The following is a 17,829-nucleotide window of genomic DNA, read 5'->3' as shown; positions in this document are numbered from 1 at the left end:
CATTGTATGGATTTGTTGTGTTAAATTTACATTCAATAAAGTTTTGAATAAGGATGTGAATGATTTGAAAAATAGTAAGCAAATAAAAATTGCATTTCGTGCAGCTTTTCCTTATACAGCACCTATCCTTGCTGGTTTTGTATTTTTAGGAATCGCATATGGAATTTTTATGAACTCATTAGGCTTCAGTGCAATATATCCAATCATAATGAGTTTTGCTATATTCGCAGGATCGATGGAGTTTATTGCAGCAAATTTATTGCTAGTTACGTTTGATCCAATTAATGCACTTTTTCTAACATTAACGGTGAATGCACGTCATTTATTTTATGGTATTTCTATGTTGGATAAGTATAAAGGCACTGAGAGAAAAAAATTCTATCTTATTTATGGATTATGTGATGAATCTTTTTCTATTAATTCTACTGTGGATATTCCTAAAAATGTGGATAAAGGGTGGTTTATGACTTTTGTTACATTACTCAATCATTCTTATTGGGTACTAGGAGCAACAATTGGCGGCAGTTTTGGGTCATTAGTACAATTTAATACAAAAGGCTTAGAGTTTGTTATGACAGCCCTTTTTGTTGTTATTTTTGTAGAACAGTGGATGAAACAAAAGAAACATCATAGTGCTCTTATAGGACTCATACTTTCCATAATTAGTCTTATTATGTTTGGTGGAAACAATTTTATTATTCCTGCCATGATTATGATTTTAGCAATGCTTACTGTTCTAAAAAAGCCAATTGAGAAAGAAGAGAAGGCTTCCGCATAGTAATTTGTATATTCCAAAGGACCATCACAATTACATTGGTTATCTTCTAACATTAAAAAAATGTACACTATGCATCGGTTTAATCTGTACTGGATTTCTCCTCTCCAGAAGCTTTATTGCAAAAAATAAAATACTGTATAACACTTTATAGTTGGAGGATTTATTATGACAAATAAAGTTTCTTTTTCCTATATCCTAATGCTAGGGTTCATGTTATTTGCATTGTTTTTCGGAGCAGGAAATTTAATTTTCCCGCCTATGCTTGGTCAAATGGCTGGAAATAATGTATGGCTAGCCAATGCTGGCTTCTTAGTTACCGGAGTTGGTTTACCACTATTAGCAATTACAGCTTTTGTTTTTTCGGGAAAAAGTGATATTCAATCACTAGCCAGTCGTGTTTATCCACTGTTTGGTATTGTATTTACGACTGCTCTCTATATGGCAATTGGTCCTTTTTTTGCAATTCCTAGATCAGGTAATGTATCATTCGAAATTGGAATTAAACCTTTTGTATCAAATGGGACAAGTCCCACTATATTAACCATATTTACAGTATTGTTTTTTGCCGTAGCATGCTTGTTATCACTTAATCCATCAAGAATTATCGATATAGTAGGGAAATTCTTGACTCCTATTAAATTGACGTTTATTGGATTACTTGTAGTCGTATCCGTTTTTAAACCAATGGGAAGGTTACAATCTCCTTCTGAGGGATATAACACGTCATATGTATTTTTTAAAGGTTTCCAAGAAGGGTATTTAACACTAGATGCTTTAGTAGCTTTTGTCTTTGGAATGATTATAGTGAATGCAATAAAAGAAAGAGGAGTTACTACTAAAAAACAGTTAATGACTATTTGTGCAAAAGCAACTGCTATTGCTACCACACTTTTGGTTTCTATATACACAGCCCTTTCTTATATGGGGGCTTCTAGTGTCGAAAAACTAGGTCATTTAAATAATGGGGCTGAAATTTTAGCGAAAGTTTCAAACTATTATTTTGGTTCTTATGGTGCAATTTTATTAGGCTTATTAATTACTGTAGCATGCTTGACTACAAGTGTAGGGCTAATCACTTCTTGTGCTACTTTCTTTCATGGGTTATTCCCAAAAGTTTCATATAGAAAAATTGCTATTATCTTATCGGTTTTTAGCACACTAGTTGCAAATATAGGGTTAACACAATTAATCACAATTTCAGTCCCTGTATTAATGGCTCTTTATCCAATGGTTATTTCCTTAATTTTCTTAACATTTTTACACCCAATATTTAATGGAAACCCCACTGTATATAGAGTTAGTTTGTTATTCACATTTATTATTAGTATATTTGATGGCTTAAATTCTGCAGGCTTAAAGTTTGTAATAATCAACGAATTCTTTGACCAATATCTTCCTTTTTATGGTATAGGTCTAGGGTGGTTACTTCCATCTATTATAGGTGGCTTGAGTGGTTATATTTTTAGTGTATTACGGAAGAAAAATAAACTTAATTCGAGTGAAATTCAATTAAAGGAATAATTAATATATGTAGAATACTTCCTCGCTTTTATTAAGTTAATAAGTCCAAAATTTAAAGTATTTTATATATAAGCTGTTCATTCTTTTTCAAGTCATTTAAAATAGCTACAATTTCTATCATCGTTACATTTTTTTAGAAAACAAATAAGAAAAGAGGGTTCCGTATGACGATGAGTATATTCCAGCAAATCACTACAATTTCCATGGTTGTTTTAGGAACAATGCTTACAAGATTCCTTCCATTTGTGGTGTTCCCATCAGATAGACCTACGCCACAGTATGTTCAGTACCTTGGTAGAGTACTACCTTCAGCAGTCATAGGTCTTTTGGTGATTTACTGTTTTAAAGATGTAAACTTATTCACTGGTAGTCATGGTATTCCAGAATTGATTGCTGTAGCGTTAGTAATAGTACTTCATTTATGGAAGAGACAAATGCTGTTGTCCATAGCGGGTGGCACAATTATCTATATGGTGTTAGTACAGTTCTTATTTTGAATATTTATGCTAGTTAATAAATGAGATCCACATCATTGAATCATATTATTAAAGTGATTGGGTATCATTTGAAATATATATTAAAGGGGAATTAGTCATGAAAAAAAGAATTGATGAACTTCAAATCCACGAAAAACACTATGCAGAAATTTTAGAACAAGTAAAGAATGATCCGTATGCAAAATCCTTAGGAATTCAACTAACAGAGTTTAAAGTAGGTTTTGCAGAAGCGACTTTAGAGGTACAAAGCCATATGTTAAATGCTCATGAAACTGTTCATGGAGCTGTTATTTATGCCTTAGCAGATCATGCTTTTTCTGTAGCTTGTAACGCTTATGGAAAGACATCATTAGGTCTTTCCACAACGATTCAATTTATTGAATCGGCTAAAGCAGGAGATAAACTGGTTGCTCGTGCTTCGGAAATAAGACGAAACTATCGTACTGGTTTCTATCGAATTGATATTTTCCATGGACAGAATCTAATTGCGACTATGGAGGCAGTTTCATATAGGAAAGATCATTATTTTGTTAATTTTGATGAAAGTGTATATTTAAAGTCATAATAAAGTGATTTACTTTTTATATAAAAATATAAGAGCCTTGCTACATTTATATCGTAGCAAGGCTTTTTAAAATTGTTTCATAACGGTAGGCTTCCAGTTTAAATTTAAATAGTGTATTAAATTAAGAAGAAATATTGACAACTGAATTGATGTGTGGGAATAAAACCTCACTAGTTTCATAGTATTGAATTACGACGTTGGGACGTTAGTTAAAGCTGATACCTATACCTTTGTAGGAAAGAAAAATTATACAAAAGTAGGGTGCTTAAAAATATATTAATTTGTATGATAAAAACAAAACATATTTTTAAAAATCAGAATGTAGGGGAGGGAGAAATATATAATGATACAAAGCATATACGAAACTCATTTACATGTAAGAAATTTAGAAAAGGCAATAGATTTCTATCAAAATAAGTTAGGTTTAGCATTAGCAAAAAAACTATCGAAAAGGCGGGTTGCTTTCTTTTGGGTAGGAGAAAATAAAGAGCAAATGCTCGGTTTATGGGAAGTACATACGAATGAAGATTTTGAGACGAAACACTTCGCTTTTCGTGTAGATTAAGAGTTTTTAAAGACTTCTAAAATATGGTTAGAGAAGCGTGGAATAGAGGTAGTAGGGAGTCAGGGGAAAGGAAATGAAGAGCCGATTGTCCAAAGGTGGATGCCAGCTGCAAGTGTATATTTTCTAGATTGTGATGGAAATAAATTAGAGTTTATTTCTATATTATATGATGATCCAAGTGAATTAGAATGTGCAACGTATTTAAGTGAATGGAAAGCGGAGCATCAAGAAAAATAAAGTTTAATCAGTAGGAGTTTTATAGCTTTGTATTATGTTAAATAGATAGAGACAAATATAATCCCTCAAGAAAAGGCATGTTCTTGAAGGATTTTTTATGCTTTATATATTTATATTGTTTGTAACTTATTAATTATATTCATGATTAGATATTTCAGCGCGTTGAATATAACCATCAGAGAAGCTGAAATAAAGATAATAGCTTCCTCGATTATATATAAAGCCTTCGCTAGTCATATCTCCCCCGATTTCATCGGGTTCACCAAACCACTCTTTTAATTGATTGATAGTTATATCCATTTTTACCCATATGTGTCTTGCGTCCGAAGGGTACATGTCAATATTATAATCGCCGTATACTGCTATATTAGGTGCATCACATTCTGTACATGGTGCTTTTTTCAAAACATCAGGCACTCCAAATTCTTTTTTTACTTCAGATATATCTTTACGCAATGTATTTAATGTAAATGGACCAAACGTCCCATTCTGTAAAGCGGTTGTTAACATTTGTTTCAATTCTTCTTTTGAATTGATGTTGAAATTATAATCTCTGTTTTTTGCTATTGCATTATATAAAAATTGTGCATACTGCTCACGCTTTACAATCGTATTTCCAATAAAATTACCTGACTCGTTACCTTGTGCGATACGGTTACTACGCACTGCATTTACAGATTCATAGGCCCAATGACCTTTTGGTACATCTTTAAAGTTCCCTTGTCCTTTTGATTCTAAATGAAATGCTTTTTGTAATACTTCTGCCATCTCATATCGAGTTAATACATCATCTGGACGAAATGTACCTGTTCCATTACCTATCATAATTCCAGCTTGCGAAATGGCTTTAATATCCTTTTCAAACATATGATTTGTAATATCACTAAACATATTCCCTTGTTTATCGTCTGCTTTTAAACCTAAATATCGATTGACTAAAGAAGCTACCTGTCCTCTAGTAACGTTGTCCCCAAAACCAAATTTCCCATTTCCATATCCCTTATAAATCCCTGCTGACGCTAAGTAATCAATAGCAACTTTTGACCAGTGGTCCTTTGGTACATCTGTAAATACAGTGTTATTATTGCTAACTACCTTATAGCTATTTTCATTAACGTTTGTTTTCGTAGTTGTTTCTGCATTTACCGTGCTTACCATCGTTGTAGTTGCTAGTGCTGCGGTGAGTACGAATCCAAAAAACTTTTTAACTTTACTTGTTTTTCTGCCCATTTGTGAACCCCCTTGTTATAATCACGATGTAAACATTTAATATAATTCAATGTTTACATCGTGATTATAACATGTAATTAATAAATATTTACCATAAATTTCTATGGGATAAATATCTATTTTTCTAACCTGCATGGAATTTAATCATCTTATTTATAAATCAATTCAACAAAAGCATATAAACTCCTTTTCGCTATTTGTGAACAGTAAAACGCGTCTTTTTTCAATCTACGATAGAAGACAGAACGTATATTTGGTATAATCAAAACAGACTATATGAAACGATGTACATGAGTTTGATATTTATGTAATAAGGTAAGTACTACATAACACAATAACTATGCTATAGGGTTCAGTTCATGTTATACAAATTAATCGTTAGAAAGGAAAAGGAGTAATGAATCAAATTTCATTTGAAGATTTATTTGAAGAAGAAAACGAAAAAGAAAAAGTGGAGGTAGCTGAAATACCAGTACCTTTATCGCCATTGCAAAAAGATATATTAGAATTAATGAATTCTGAAGAAATAAGTGCTCTTGAGCTATGCGAACAATTAATACGAGCTGGAAAAATATCAGATGAAAGATTTACAACGAATAAGCCTAAAGCGTTTGGAGAAGTATGCTTACTATTAGAAGGTTTTGTTAAAGAAGGAAAGCTTATTTTTGTCAAAAGTGATGAGAAAAGAGATAGGGTTTATAAATTGAATGAAGAAATTTTTAACGGATAAAGTGTGTAGGGGAAATGAATGATTTCCTGAGGGAGTTCATTCATTTTTCTCATCAAAAAGGTGTCAATCTTACTTAGATTGACACCTTTTTTGATCATTTAACATCTAACATACTTACGTTTGAAACCAAGTCTTCCTCTATCAAGTTCTTTCTGAATACTCTCTGTAGCATTTAACAAACTGCTCTTTTTATTTTCACGTTTTATTTCAACTATACCAACTTCTTTTGCAGTCTCGACTGCCTTTTCGTGTAGTGGCACATATGAAATTGCCACCGTGTTTAGGAAATTATTCATAGCGGATTTAGTTCGTTCCGGCGAATCATGAATCGTATTTTTCACCATTTCAAGCATAGCGGCAATTTTGCTTTCGGTAAATTCGTTGTCTTTGCGATTTCCTAAAAGCCAGCAGTAGCAACTCCAGCCTGCAGACATTCGTAGCTCGTCTCCACTTGCAATCCATGTATCAGCAACATCTTGTGCAATATCTGACTCGGATAAAGTGACTGCTACCACATAATCAGATAGCATATAAAAATACGCTCCGTCTATCCAGCGATCAAAATCCGATTCACTCATAGCTTTCGGATCAGCTATAATGCCTGCAAAGTACATAGCATCGTAGTTACCTGTCGCATAAAGTTCGTCAGCTAATTCTTGATTTAATTTTATTTTTTTAGCGATTGGTTTCATAGCACCTGTGGTTACGCCGAAAACTGGCTCGTGTGCACCGTTAGATATGTATATTTTTTTCGTTCTTTCCTTGCCTAAGGCTTCAAGCTCCTGCATAACTGTTTTAAAATCCAAAGCTGTGCACTTCCTTTCTTAATTTAAAGACCATTTTAATTGTGAGCATCTAGTTTTATTTCTATCGTGTTTTCCATACTTCCTAATTTTAAGTCTTATGTGAGTAGGATGTCTACTTTGTGGAATTTATCGATAATTCAGTTAGTTTTTTGGAGTTTAGTTATTTATTGTTGTGAAGATACAACATGAAGATAAAAGGGGAGAGAAACAATACGGATGTATGGCTCTCAGCATAGTGAGGGGATGTAAATAATGTTTTCTCTTTGACGCTTTTGCTGTAGTATCATGTTATCCTTTAATAAGGTAATAAATGGAGTTTTACATTAAATATGTGAGGTTGATTCTAAATGATAAAGAAATTTACTAGAGTAGTACTAACTACGGTGATGCCAATCAGTTTAATTATGGGTTGTGGGAACGATGAAAAAACTAAAGCACAAGAGCCCAAAGCGGTACAATCTGAGAAAAAGGACTATATGGATTATTCATATGGTAGCAAAGGTATATTAGTAAGCAGCAAAGCAAAAGAACGTCAACAATACGAGGTTGGGTATATGGATGACAATAAGTTAATAGGGATTGATGAAAATATTGAGGACTGTATTATTTTAGATAATAAAGATGAAGCAAGTCTCGTTTGGAAACAAATAGAGCGTGGATCCATTATTGAAGTGCAATTTGGTAAGGACCGCACCGATATCGTAGGTGTACAACTAGTAGGAGATCGTGATTCATATGAAATTAGTGATAAGTTTGATCGAAATACGATAAATGAGATTGTCGAAAACGTTAAAGGGAATTTGTAATAGATGTATTTCGCTAGTATAGAATCTATTATCATGAAATAGCGAATCGTATACATAATAGTTTGGAATCAGCGGCATTTTTAATATGAAAATGCCGTTGATTTGTGTTAAAAAGTAAATACGATTTTATAGTCTTGTAGAAAAACACGTATTAATCATAAATAAATTATTCTTTGTTCAGCTGTGATGATCGCCGTAAGGTTATTATCCAAAATAAAAGAGCACAAGCACTAACAGATATACCTAATATGCATACTCCATCCCAACCATATTGTGCATACGTATTTGTTGAAAGAATTGCACCTGTTGCACTACCGATAGAATAAAAAATCATATAACTGGCAGTGAGTCGACTTCTTGCTTCGGGACGCACTGTGAACAGCATACTTTGATTGGTGACATGTACAGCTTGCACAGCTAAATCTAAAAGGATAATGCCGAAAATTAGTAATAATAGAGAGTGGTTAATAGATTTAATTAGGAGCCATGAGAGTATTAATAATGATAAGGCTATGCCAGTTGTTCTTTGTCCTAATCCTTTATCAGCTAATTGTCCAGCTTTAGTAGCAGCTAATGCACCCGCCACTCCAGCAAGACCGAATGCACCGATAGCTGTATGTGAAAGATTATGTGGTGAAGCACTTAGAGGCAATACTAAAGAAGTCCATAAAATACTGAATGAAGTGAAAATAAGCAATGCTAATATTCCCCGAATGCGTAAGAGTCGTTCTTCTACAAATAATAAGAGAACAGAGTATATTAATTTTCGGTAAGACATAGTTGTCACTTTTTTATGTTCAAGAGTAGGTAAATTTCGGTGTAACAAAACAGTTACGAAGAGTAAAAGAATAGCGGAGGTGAGATAAACAGATCGCCATCCAGCTAAATCTGTTAATGTGCCTGCAAATGTACGAGCAAGGAGAATACCGATTACAACGCCACTTGTAACGAAACCTACTACGCGTCCACGTTCTGCTGGATTAGCTAAAATTGATGCGTATGCGACAAGTGTTTGCGTAACAGTTGCAAGAATTCCTACTAAGGCCATACCTATAAAAAGTACGATGGTTGAGGGAGCGACTCCAATTATAATTAAAGCAATAACGGATAAAAGCATTTGAGCAATAATAAGTTTCTTTTGGTTTAATAAGTCACCGAGTGGAACTAATAAAAGTAATCCGATTGCATAACAAATTTGAGTAATAGTAATTACAATACCGATAGTTGAATGACTAATCTTAAATTCATTTGATAAAGAATCAAGTAGTGGATGGGCGAAGTATATATTTGCTACAGCCATCCCACAAGCTATTGCGAATAATAGAGTCATATAACGAGACATTGTTGTATGAACAGGTGAATGTATCTGAGTATGTTTTCGAATGGTCATCATTTTTTCTTTACTATTCATAAAATCAGCTCCTTTTTGTATTACTTACAAATAACGTACCGAACGGTATGTTATTTGTAAGTAAAATATAATCTCGAAGAAATATATATGTCAAGTTTATTTTGATTTAATTATGATTTTTTGACATGTCGTTTATAATCTAATACGATATATAATATACCGATTGGTACATAAAGGTGATGTATAAATAATCAGATGTAGAAAGGAGATGGTTTTAAGTGGCACGACTACGTGAATTTGATGAAGAAAAGGCTTTAGATGCTGCTATGCAACTTTTTTGGGAGAAGGGATACGCAGCTACTTCATTAAGCGATTTAACTGCTAAAATGGAAATACAAAAGCCAAGTTTATATTCAGCCTTTGGTGATAAAGAGGGTTTATTTGAAGCGGCATTAAGGAGATACACAAATTTACATGCGGCTAATATACGAATAAAACTTCAAAACGAACCATCTGTAAAAGAAGCAATTCGGACGTTTTTTGAAAATATGGTGGAAGAGGAATATAAAAAAGAGTTCAGTAAAGGTTGTTTTTGTATTAACACAATGGTTGAACTTGCTCCTCATAATGAAAAATTTGAAGTACTGACTAGAGAACATCAAATGTATCTTGCAGTTGTTTTTCAAGAATTCATTACGAAAGGAATTCGATCAGGAGAACTCCAAAGTGATTTGAACGCTAAAGCATTAGCGCAAACATTAGTCACGTCCTTAATTGGATTAACGGTGTTAATGAAATCACGCCCAGAACGTTCTGTTATAGAAAATTCGGTATCGATAATAGTATCGTTAGTAAAATGATCTTTGGTTGAGGTGTTAATCAGCAAATTAGATAATAATAAAGTCGATTCCTTATTAACATAAGAAATCGACTTGTTATAATTATTTATCCCGCTTTAATGGGAAGTAAGACCCCCGCCTCAAAATTCAGCGAAAGCAAAGAAGTTAGGCGGGGGATCAACTGCCCATAAAAGTCCAATTGGTGAGGGCTAATAATCAGTGGGGGATGAAGAAAACCCCCACTGATTAAAGTTTCACTTTATTTTGTAAGTTATCTTTCCAAAAATTATAGCTATTATCAATAACTTCTTTTAATTTGAAATAGTTTTCCCAAGTATCTTGCACATGGTAGAGAGTTTCGCCTTCATCTATAAAAATATTACTGTAATCATTTATATATTTCCAGTCCTCGTCGTGGTTAAAGTAGTACATTGCGAATTGGTTGCCCTCATCATTTAACATGTCATCTGCTAAAACGCCATCCCAGTTCATATAAATTTGTGTGCCAGTCATTTGTCTAAGTTTAAACTGGTTAATTTCGTCTTGAGACTCTTCTTCAAATTCTTGACTACATAAATGATGTTCAATTATCCATCCTAAAAACATACCAGTATGTACAAAAGCTTGATCAATTGGTAAGTTCTCAGGAAAATTACCTTCATAATGGTACTTCGCTTTATCATAAACAATCGTATGTAACAATCAGTTCATCCCCTTTAACGTATTATCTCATAAACTCGTACTGTTTGTTTTAATATTTTAACTATGTTTTCAAGCCATTAGATTATTCGAGTTTGAATATATCATTGAGATTGTGAAGGTTATTTACTTAAACTGACGGGCAATAATGATCAAGTAAAAAGAAAGGTAAAGTTAGCGAAAAGAACAAGGGTTGAGGAACGTATAGATTCATTCATTGTAATCCATTATAAGGTTTTACGTGGCGTGTTATTTGAGAAGTAAGAATGATTTCATTAAAAAAATCCATTGGAGTTCCAATGGATTTATACATTACAATTTTATCGAGACCTCATTCAACATCATAACAAATTATAAATAAACAGTCTATAATTTGGGTTGGATTTTTTATATAGTTTGGTTGACAGCAAAACTATATAAAAGGGGTGTTATTCATTGGGAAACACTTGTCACCTTGATCAATCTGATTTACAGGAGTATATGCAAAAGGTATTTGGTACCAGTTATTTGGTTTCTAATGTAACGAAAATGCATGGCGGTGCACAAAAGGTAGTCTATAAGATTGACTGCAGCAATGGATTTTCCAGCGTTCTGTATGTGTGGGATCTTACCAAGAATTATTTTCAAGAAGAAATAGCAAACGGAGATATACATGAACAATCCTATAGTAGTGATTTATTTGAATTAAATAACAAGTATTTAATGCAACAGGGAATTCAAACCCCCATTCTATATGATCTAAATAAGGAAAGAAACCGTTATCCTTATGATTATGCTCTCGTTGAATATGTAAATGGACAAAAGGCAGAAGTGTATTTTCAAAATTCCGATTCATATGTAAAAGATAAAGTGTTTCAGCGGTTAGGAGATATGCTGACAGGCATGCATGCCAATGAGAGAAATACTCATGGGAAAGTGAATCAAAGTGGAATCAACACGAAAAAATGTCATCACTTGCAAATGAAGCATGCAAAAAAAGATTTAGATTACGCATCCCAACATATTGGCAGCATCAAGGCAAGTCATAGCAAGCTACTCGATACATTGTACGAGCTTGAATCAAAAATTGAACCAAGAAATCGATATGGATTAATACATGGGGAACTAGGCCCTGATCATGTATTAATTAATGACAAACTAGAACCTTATTTGATTGATATCGAAGGAGCAAAGTTCTTTGATATTGAGCATGAGCACAGTTTTTTACAGTTTCGATTTGGGGATTATTATCGATATTTAAAGAATGATACTCTTGATCCCAACAGGATGTTATTTTATCGGTTACATCATCATATATCCTTAACTTCAGGCGGCTTGAGATTGCTTCACAGAGGGTTTCCGAACCAACAGTTTGCAAAAGATCTAACCGATTACCATTCTCGTTGTACACTGCGTTTTATTGAAGGGTGATGTCTTTAAGTTAAATATTATTTTTCCTTATAACGACAAAACTATCATGATAGTAGTTTTGAAAAATTATAAAGATCCTTCTTGTTGAAGAAAATCAGTAAAAGGTATCCTAATCTATTTTTTGAGAAGTAGTGGAGTGTAAGGTGGATAAGTGCTTTTGACGGCAATTGCAATTGGTTTTAAAATAATGTCTGTTAAGGAATTTTATAGAAACTATCATTCACCTGCTGGGGAAAGTATTTATAAAAGGGTGAAATAAACATAGTAGATTTATAGTCTTTCACTAATGAGAAAATAAAGGGAGGTTAGGATACTTACGCGAACTGTGTAGGTATTTCATACAGCAATGAATATTAAAAAACGAGTAATCACACTATCAACAAGTTTAGTAATGTTAGGGAGCGCACCTTTAGCGATATCAGCAGAAGAGAGTAAACACCCTCAAGCTGATCAACTTCGTATCGCACAAGGAGAACGTGGAACGAACGGATTAAGTTATTCTGATTTCAATCTAGAAACTCCAGATTACATGCAAATTAATGAAGCGGAAGTATCAGAAAACGAGAAAATTCTCCTAGAAGAATATAAGCATAAACATGATGAAACTGAAGAGTTACATAAAATGAAAGAAGCGAAAAAAGGTCAAGTAGCGGAAGAAGAAGCTATTTCAAATATTGAAAAGGCATTTGAACATGTAGACGGTCGAAATGATGGTTCTCCTCGCGAAATGAAGCCGGTTGAAAAGCCAAGAGCTATTCAGTATAGTGCATCGATGACTACAAAGAAATATGGAACACTGGCAGGTGTCCCTTTTGTAGAGTGGATTGTTCCAGCAGGAAATCCTGATATTCGCCCGGCCAATCCGATGAAAGCACGTTACATTACAATTCACGAGACTGCAAATACAGCTCGTGGTGCGAATGCTGAAAATCATGCGAAATATTTGTATAAACAAGCAACGGAAGGTACGTTCCGAACTGCTTCATGGCATTTTACTGTAGACGATAAACAAATCTATCAGCACTTACCAACAAATGAAAACGGTTGGCATGCAGGAGATGGTGATGGTTCAGGAAATAGAGAATCTATCGGTATTGAAATTTCAGTTAACCAAGACGGAGATTACAATAAAGCGTTAGAGAATGCAAAGCGGCTTGCAGGTTACTTAATGAATAAAGAAGGAATTAGCGCGGATCACATTTATAGGCATCAACAATGGAGCGGAAAAAACTGTCCTGATATTTTAATTTCTCGTGGGAATTGGACTGGCTTCGTACAAGGTATTCAATGGTATGCAAATGTTAATGTACAAATTGACTCGCCTTTACAAGAAAGAAACGAGTTATTTGATTCAAATGAATTTAATCCAGCGGAACCTAGCATGGAGCTAGTCGTTAATGGTGACGGTATAAACGTACGTAGCGGTGCAGGAATTGAACATCAAACTGTTCGTAAAGCTTCGAACGGAGACCGTTACAAAGTGTTAGCAGTTAAAAACGGTTGGTACAAAGTAGGAAATGGAGAGTGGATTTTCTACAATCCAAGTTGGATTAAAATTAACTACAATGTACCAAAAGAAGAAGTACAAAAGCCGAAAGATGATATTACAGGTGGATGGTTTGAGGGACATATTCGTAAACTTTACAGTCTAGGTATTATGCACGGAGAAGGAAATGGTGTATTTGCGCCTTATCGTAATGTAACGAGAGCTGAGTTTGCGACATTAATCTCAAATGCTCTTAAACTACCAGAAGGAAATAAGTCATTTGTGGATATTAACAAAGCGCATCCATCACTTCATGACGGTATTAAACGTAGTGCAAGTGCAGGAATTATTAGCGGGCGTGGCGGAGGGATTTTTGACCCGAATGCGCCAATCACTCGTGAAGAAGCATCTATCATGATTGACAACGCATTACAGTATAAAGGTGTTACAGGTGAATTAGTCGCATTACCATTTAAGGATAAACATTTGATCACATATAAACAGCCTGTTCAACGATTATACAGCTTACAGGTAGTTAATGGTGTTGGAAATAATGAGTTTAATCCTAAAGGTACAACGACTCGTGGTGAGGCAGCTGCCTTTTTAGTGAAGATGTTAGACTCTATGCAGAAATAAATGAATGGTATATAGAAGTTTGTATTGGTATAAGAAAAAATAATAAAGACTTTAAAGGAGCTATCCAAAATGAGAATTTGGAACAGCTCCTTTTTATATAAGGCCCTACTAAGCACCTACCAAGTAATAAATCACTAAGAAAAAACAAAACAAAAACAACTACAAGAACAAAAAAGCGCGAAAAAATAAAACCGGCGTTGTAGTAGTTAAAAAAATTTAGAATTCAAATGCAAAAACAAAGCCCTCATTCCTATATGTATATTGAAGAGTTGAATTCTGCCTTTTTAAAAATAAAAGGAGGAGGTAAATATATGGCGGTGTACCGTAATGTGCAGGTGAACTTTTGGCAAGATGAATTCATATTAGATTTAACGCCAGAGGAGCGTTATTTTTACATATATTTGTTAACTGGTACGAAAACGAAGCAATGTGGAATTTACGTATTACCGAAGCGTGTGGCAGAACTGGAAACAGGTTACAGTATGGAAACTGTTGAGAAGCTGTTAAATAGGTTTGTTACATACGGAAAGATTTTATACGATACGGAAACGAAAGAGTTATACATACTAAATTGGCTACACTATAACCCTATATTAAATACGAATATAGAGAAATGTGTGTTACGTGAGTTAAAGACTGTAAAAAATAAAGAGTTCATACATATGTTTTTACGTACATGTCTTGAAGAAGAATGGAAAATTCCATTGTTATTGGAGCATTTTGGAATGCCGAAAGAAGAGGATAATAGTAGTTTACAAGAAATTGTTGAGGAGAAGGAAGAGATAGAAGAGGATACTTCGCATAGTGAAGTGTATAAGTTTTACGAACAACATATAAGTAGATTATCTCCATATATCGTGAAGGAATTGAAAGAGTGGATAAAAAAATTTTCAGGAGAGACAGTACTAGAGGCACTTAAAATTGCGTTTGAACAGAATAAGCGAACGTTTGCTTATGTGAAGGGGATTTTGAGGAATTGGTTTAAGAAAGGACGGGGGGATTTCAGTGGAAGAAAGGAAGGAAAAGTCTGTTTACATGATCCATAACATGAGAAAAGAAGGATTTTTCCTATTCAAAAAGGTTCTTTCAAAATAGAAGCGAATAGTTTGAGAAAGGAGGGGTTATATGGAAGTCGTCATAAAGAAGAAACGAACTAGAGGTAAGAGAATTTTTATTTGGTCTAGTAGTATCGTTCTTTTGTTAGTTATTTGTACAGTAATTTTTTTGAACATATATACGCTGAGATCTGTGCCAAAGATAGATGGAACGATAAAAATAGAGGACCTGCAACGTGCTGTTCAGGTAAAGCGAGATAGCAAAGGAGTACCGCATATTAAAGCGGAAAATGCACATGATTTATATTTTTCGCAAGGGTATGTACAAGCACAAGATCGTTTGTTTCAAATGGATTTAAGTAGAAGGCAAGCTTCTGGGATGTTGAGTGAAGTTGTAGGGGAAGCAGCTGTTGATCGAGATAAGTTGTTTCGAACGCTCGGTTTACGGCGAGCAGCCGAAGCGTCTGTTAGTCAATATGAGGGGGAAGCGAAATATGCCCTGCAGTCATTTGCTGATGGAGTGAACGCTTTTATACGCGAGGCAAAAGAGGAAAAGAAATTGCCGGTTGAGTTTACTATATTAGGTTATGAGCCTGCTGAATGGTCCATTGTTGATACGTTAACGATTGGAAAGTATATGGCGTTTGATTTAGGGGGACATTGGCACGGACAGGCATTTCGATATTGGGCGCTGAAAAATTTACCGAAAGAGCAAGCAAATGAGCTATTTCCTACATATCCGAAAGATGCGCCTAGATTGCTAGCTGAGCTGGAAAATACAAATGTGGACGTAGCGCAAAGCTTTGCAAAAACGGTCATTCCGCCAGAGTTTAATGGTAGTAATAACTGGGTCATAAGCGGTGAGAAGAGTGCGTCTGGTAAGCCAATCTTAGCGGACGATCCTCATTTATCTCTTGCGACGCCTTCTATTTGGTATCAATCAAAACTTGAAATGAAAGATTTACATGTAAGTGGCGTTATTTTCGCTGGAGTACCGGGTGTTATATTAGGACACAATGACAAAATAGCATGGGGCGTTACGAATACAGGTCCTGATGTGCAAGATTTATATATTGAGAAGCGAAATCCTAATAATGAAAATGAATTTTTGTATAACGATAAGTGGGAAAAAGCTACAGTTGTTGATGAAGCTATTAAAGTAAAAGGCGGGAAAACAATTCCGTATAACGTGACGATTACGAGGCATGGTCCAGTTATTTCAGAGTTTGCGGATAAGGGGAAAGAGAAAACGAAAACAGTATTCGCTTTGAAATGGACTGCTTTGGAGCCTTCTGCTGAATTAAAGGCTGTATTAAATATGAATAAAGCAAAAGATTGGAATGAGTTTGAAACGGCACTTCAAGATTTTCATACACCAACTCAAAACTTTGTATTTGCATCAAATGATGGCACAATTGCTTATAAAGCGAACGGAAATATACCAGTGCGTAAAAAAGGAGATGGTAGTTTACCAGTGCCAGGGTGGACAGATGAATATGAGTGGGAAGGGTATATCCCATATGATCAACTGCCAAAAGTAATAAATCCAAAACAAGGGTTTATTTCAACTGCGAATAATAAAATTGTGGATGATAATTATCCGTATCATATTAGTAATACGTGGGCACAGCCATATAGACAAATGCGTATTCAAGAGTTTTTACAAGAGAAGGAAAAGTATACCGTGAAGGATTTAGAAGATTTACAGATGGATCAAAAAAATTTATATGGGAAAGAATTTACTCCTATATTGTTAAAAGAGTTAAATAAAGCATCGTTAAATGAAGTAGAGAAAGAAGGCGTAAAACAATTAACAAAGTGGAATTTTTACGATAGTAAAGATGAAGCGGCACCATTACTATTCCATTTAGTAATGAAAGAGATTTCAAATACGTTATTTTCAAAAGAAATACCGAAAGATGTGATGGAGTTATTTGAAGGGAAGTCACAAGTTGTTGATGAATTGATTCGAAAAGAAGTAGCGGGAGAAAAGAGCGCTTGGTTTACGAAGTACGGAGGATTCACGAAAGTTGTGCATACATCGTACGAAAATGTAATGAAGAAATTACAGAAGGAATATGGACCGAATGTTACGGAGTGGAAGTGGGGCGATTACCATCAACTTGCGTTTACACATCCAATCTCAAAATCATCTAGTATGTTAGCGTTACTTGCATTTAATCGCGAGAAACCAGTTCCAATTGGCGGAAGCCAGGTTACCGTTCAAGCAGCGAGTTACGGAGAGAACGGTATTGTAAATCACGGAGCTTCTTGGCGATTCGTTATTGATACGAAAGATATGTCAAACGGTTATCATATCGTAGGGCCAGGACAATCGGGACATTTTAGAAGTGATTGGTATCATGATCAAATCGATGATTGGGTAAACGGAACGTATCATACGACTACATTGAATACGGAGGGGATAGAGGGGAAAGTGTTAACTTTAGAGCCGAAGTGATAATATTTCCACTGATGAAAACTGTTAAATTAGAACATAACCAAGTTCTTAAATAATTTTAATAGCCTACTATCAGTTAAATTGATAGTAGGCTATTGTATTTTAGAGAATAAGATTCAATGATTTTATTATGACAAAACAGTAAATGTTTTAACAT

Annotated in this window: 15 protein-coding genes and 1 pseudogene; 12 read left to right on the top strand and 4 right to left on the bottom strand. The window is 34.4% G+C overall.

Features of this window, described 5'->3' with window-relative positions; translation table 11 throughout:
• The first annotated feature begins 43 nt into the window (after window positions 1-43).
• The 5 genes and pseudogenes from azlC to FS742_RS08655 all read left to right on the top strand — a co-directional run bounded on the left by azlC (window position 44) and on the right by FS742_RS08655 (window position 4,163).
• On the top strand, window positions 44-778 hold the full coding sequence (gene azlC / locus FS742_RS08675) for an azaleucine resistance protein AzlC (protein WP_260869647.1): 735 nt from the start codon (window positions 44-46) through the stop codon (window positions 776-778).
• Window positions 779-943: 165 nt separating this feature from the next.
• Window positions 944-2,299 (top strand): branched-chain amino acid transport system II carrier protein, encoded by a 1,356-nt coding sequence (gene brnQ, locus FS742_RS08670; protein ID WP_144611982.1) that lies wholly within the window; start codon window positions 944-946, stop codon window positions 2,297-2,299.
• A 164-nt stretch (window positions 2,300-2,463) separates the two neighbouring features.
• On the top strand, window positions 2,464-2,796 hold the full coding sequence (locus FS742_RS08665; protein ID WP_144611981.1) for a branched-chain amino acid transporter permease: 333 nt from the start codon (window positions 2,464-2,466) through the stop codon (window positions 2,794-2,796).
• Window positions 2,797-2,893: 97 nt separating this feature from the next.
• On the top strand, window positions 2,894-3,361 hold the full coding sequence (locus tag FS742_RS08660; RefSeq protein ID WP_144611980.1) for a hotdog fold thioesterase: 468 nt from the start codon (window positions 2,894-2,896) through the stop codon (window positions 3,359-3,361).
• A gap of 343 nt (window positions 3,362-3,704) precedes the next feature.
• Window positions 3,705-4,163, top strand: a pseudogene (locus FS742_RS08655) (VOC family protein).
• Between the two features lie 129 nt (window positions 4,164-4,292).
• Here FS742_RS08655 and FS742_RS08650 read toward each other — a convergent pair.
• A complete protein-coding gene (locus tag FS742_RS08650; RefSeq protein ID WP_144611979.1) occupies window positions 4,293-5,393 on the bottom strand; it encodes an S-layer homology domain-containing protein in 1,101 nt (366 codons plus the stop codon).
• 397 nt (window positions 5,394-5,790) lie between these two features.
• On the opposite strand from FS742_RS08650, the gene FS742_RS08645 reads away from it, so the two are divergent.
• The gene (locus FS742_RS08645) at window positions 5,791-6,123 is read left to right on the top strand and encodes a DUF3895 domain-containing protein (protein ID WP_144611978.1); all 333 of its coding nucleotides are present in this window, start codon (window positions 5,791-5,793) and stop codon (window positions 6,121-6,123) included.
• Between the two features lie 98 nt (window positions 6,124-6,221).
• Here the strand turns inward: FS742_RS08645 and FS742_RS08640 are convergent, their stop codons facing one another.
• The gene (locus FS742_RS08640; protein ID WP_144611977.1) at window positions 6,222-6,929 is read right to left on the bottom strand and encodes a DNA alkylation repair protein; all 708 of its coding nucleotides are present in this window, start codon (window positions 6,927-6,929) and stop codon (window positions 6,222-6,224) included.
• A gap of 347 nt (window positions 6,930-7,276) precedes the next feature.
• Between FS742_RS08640 and FS742_RS08635 the strand changes: the two genes are divergently transcribed.
• Complete coding sequence (locus FS742_RS08635) at window positions 7,277-7,735, top strand: hypothetical protein (RefSeq protein WP_144611976.1); 459 nt, start codon at window positions 7,277-7,279, stop codon at window positions 7,733-7,735.
• Between the two features lie 166 nt (window positions 7,736-7,901).
• Here the strand turns inward: FS742_RS08635 and FS742_RS08630 are convergent, their stop codons facing one another.
• A complete protein-coding gene (locus tag FS742_RS08630) occupies window positions 7,902-9,146 on the bottom strand; it encodes an MFS transporter (RefSeq protein WP_144611975.1) in 1,245 nt (414 codons plus the stop codon).
• A 218-nt stretch (window positions 9,147-9,364) separates the two neighbouring features.
• Between FS742_RS08630 and FS742_RS08625 the strand changes: the two genes are divergently transcribed.
• The gene (locus FS742_RS08625) at window positions 9,365-9,946 is read left to right on the top strand and encodes a TetR/AcrR family transcriptional regulator (protein WP_144611974.1); all 582 of its coding nucleotides are present in this window, start codon (window positions 9,365-9,367) and stop codon (window positions 9,944-9,946) included.
• Window positions 9,947-10,171: 225 nt separating this feature from the next.
• Here the strand turns inward: FS742_RS08625 and FS742_RS08620 are convergent, their stop codons facing one another.
• Window positions 10,172-10,627, bottom strand: a complete 456-nt coding sequence (locus FS742_RS08620; RefSeq protein WP_144611973.1) for a DUF7832 domain-containing protein — start codon at window positions 10,625-10,627, stop codon at window positions 10,172-10,174.
• Window positions 10,628-11,104: 477 nt separating this feature from the next.
• Here FS742_RS08620 and FS742_RS08615 point away from each other — a divergent pair, with 477 nt between their 5' ends.
• The 4 genes from FS742_RS08615 (at window position 11,105) to FS742_RS08600 (ending at window position 17,672) form a co-directional block, all read left to right on the top strand.
• Window positions 11,105-12,034, top strand: coding sequence for a phosphotransferase (locus FS742_RS08615; RefSeq protein ID WP_144612083.1), 930 nt, complete (start codon window positions 11,105-11,107; stop codon window positions 12,032-12,034).
• A gap of 346 nt (window positions 12,035-12,380) precedes the next feature.
• On the top strand, window positions 12,381-14,156 hold the full coding sequence (locus tag FS742_RS08610; protein WP_144611972.1) for an S-layer homology domain-containing protein: 1,776 nt from the start codon (window positions 12,381-12,383) through the stop codon (window positions 14,154-14,156).
• Between the two features lie 311 nt (window positions 14,157-14,467).
• Complete coding sequence (locus tag FS742_RS08605) at window positions 14,468-15,202, top strand: DnaD domain-containing protein (RefSeq protein WP_144611971.1); 735 nt, start codon at window positions 14,468-14,470, stop codon at window positions 15,200-15,202.
• Between the two features lie 79 nt (window positions 15,203-15,281).
• Complete coding sequence (locus FS742_RS08600; RefSeq protein ID WP_144611970.1) at window positions 15,282-17,672, top strand: penicillin acylase family protein; 2,391 nt, start codon at window positions 15,282-15,284, stop codon at window positions 17,670-17,672.
• Window positions 17,673-17,829: the final 157 nt, after the last annotated feature.

This window comes from Bacillus cereus, assembly GCF_007678085.1.
Classification (GTDB): Bacteria; Bacillota; Bacilli; order Bacillales; family Bacillaceae_G; genus Bacillus_A; species Bacillus_A cereus_BE.
This window is presented reverse-complemented; position numbering and strand designations above follow the sequence as displayed.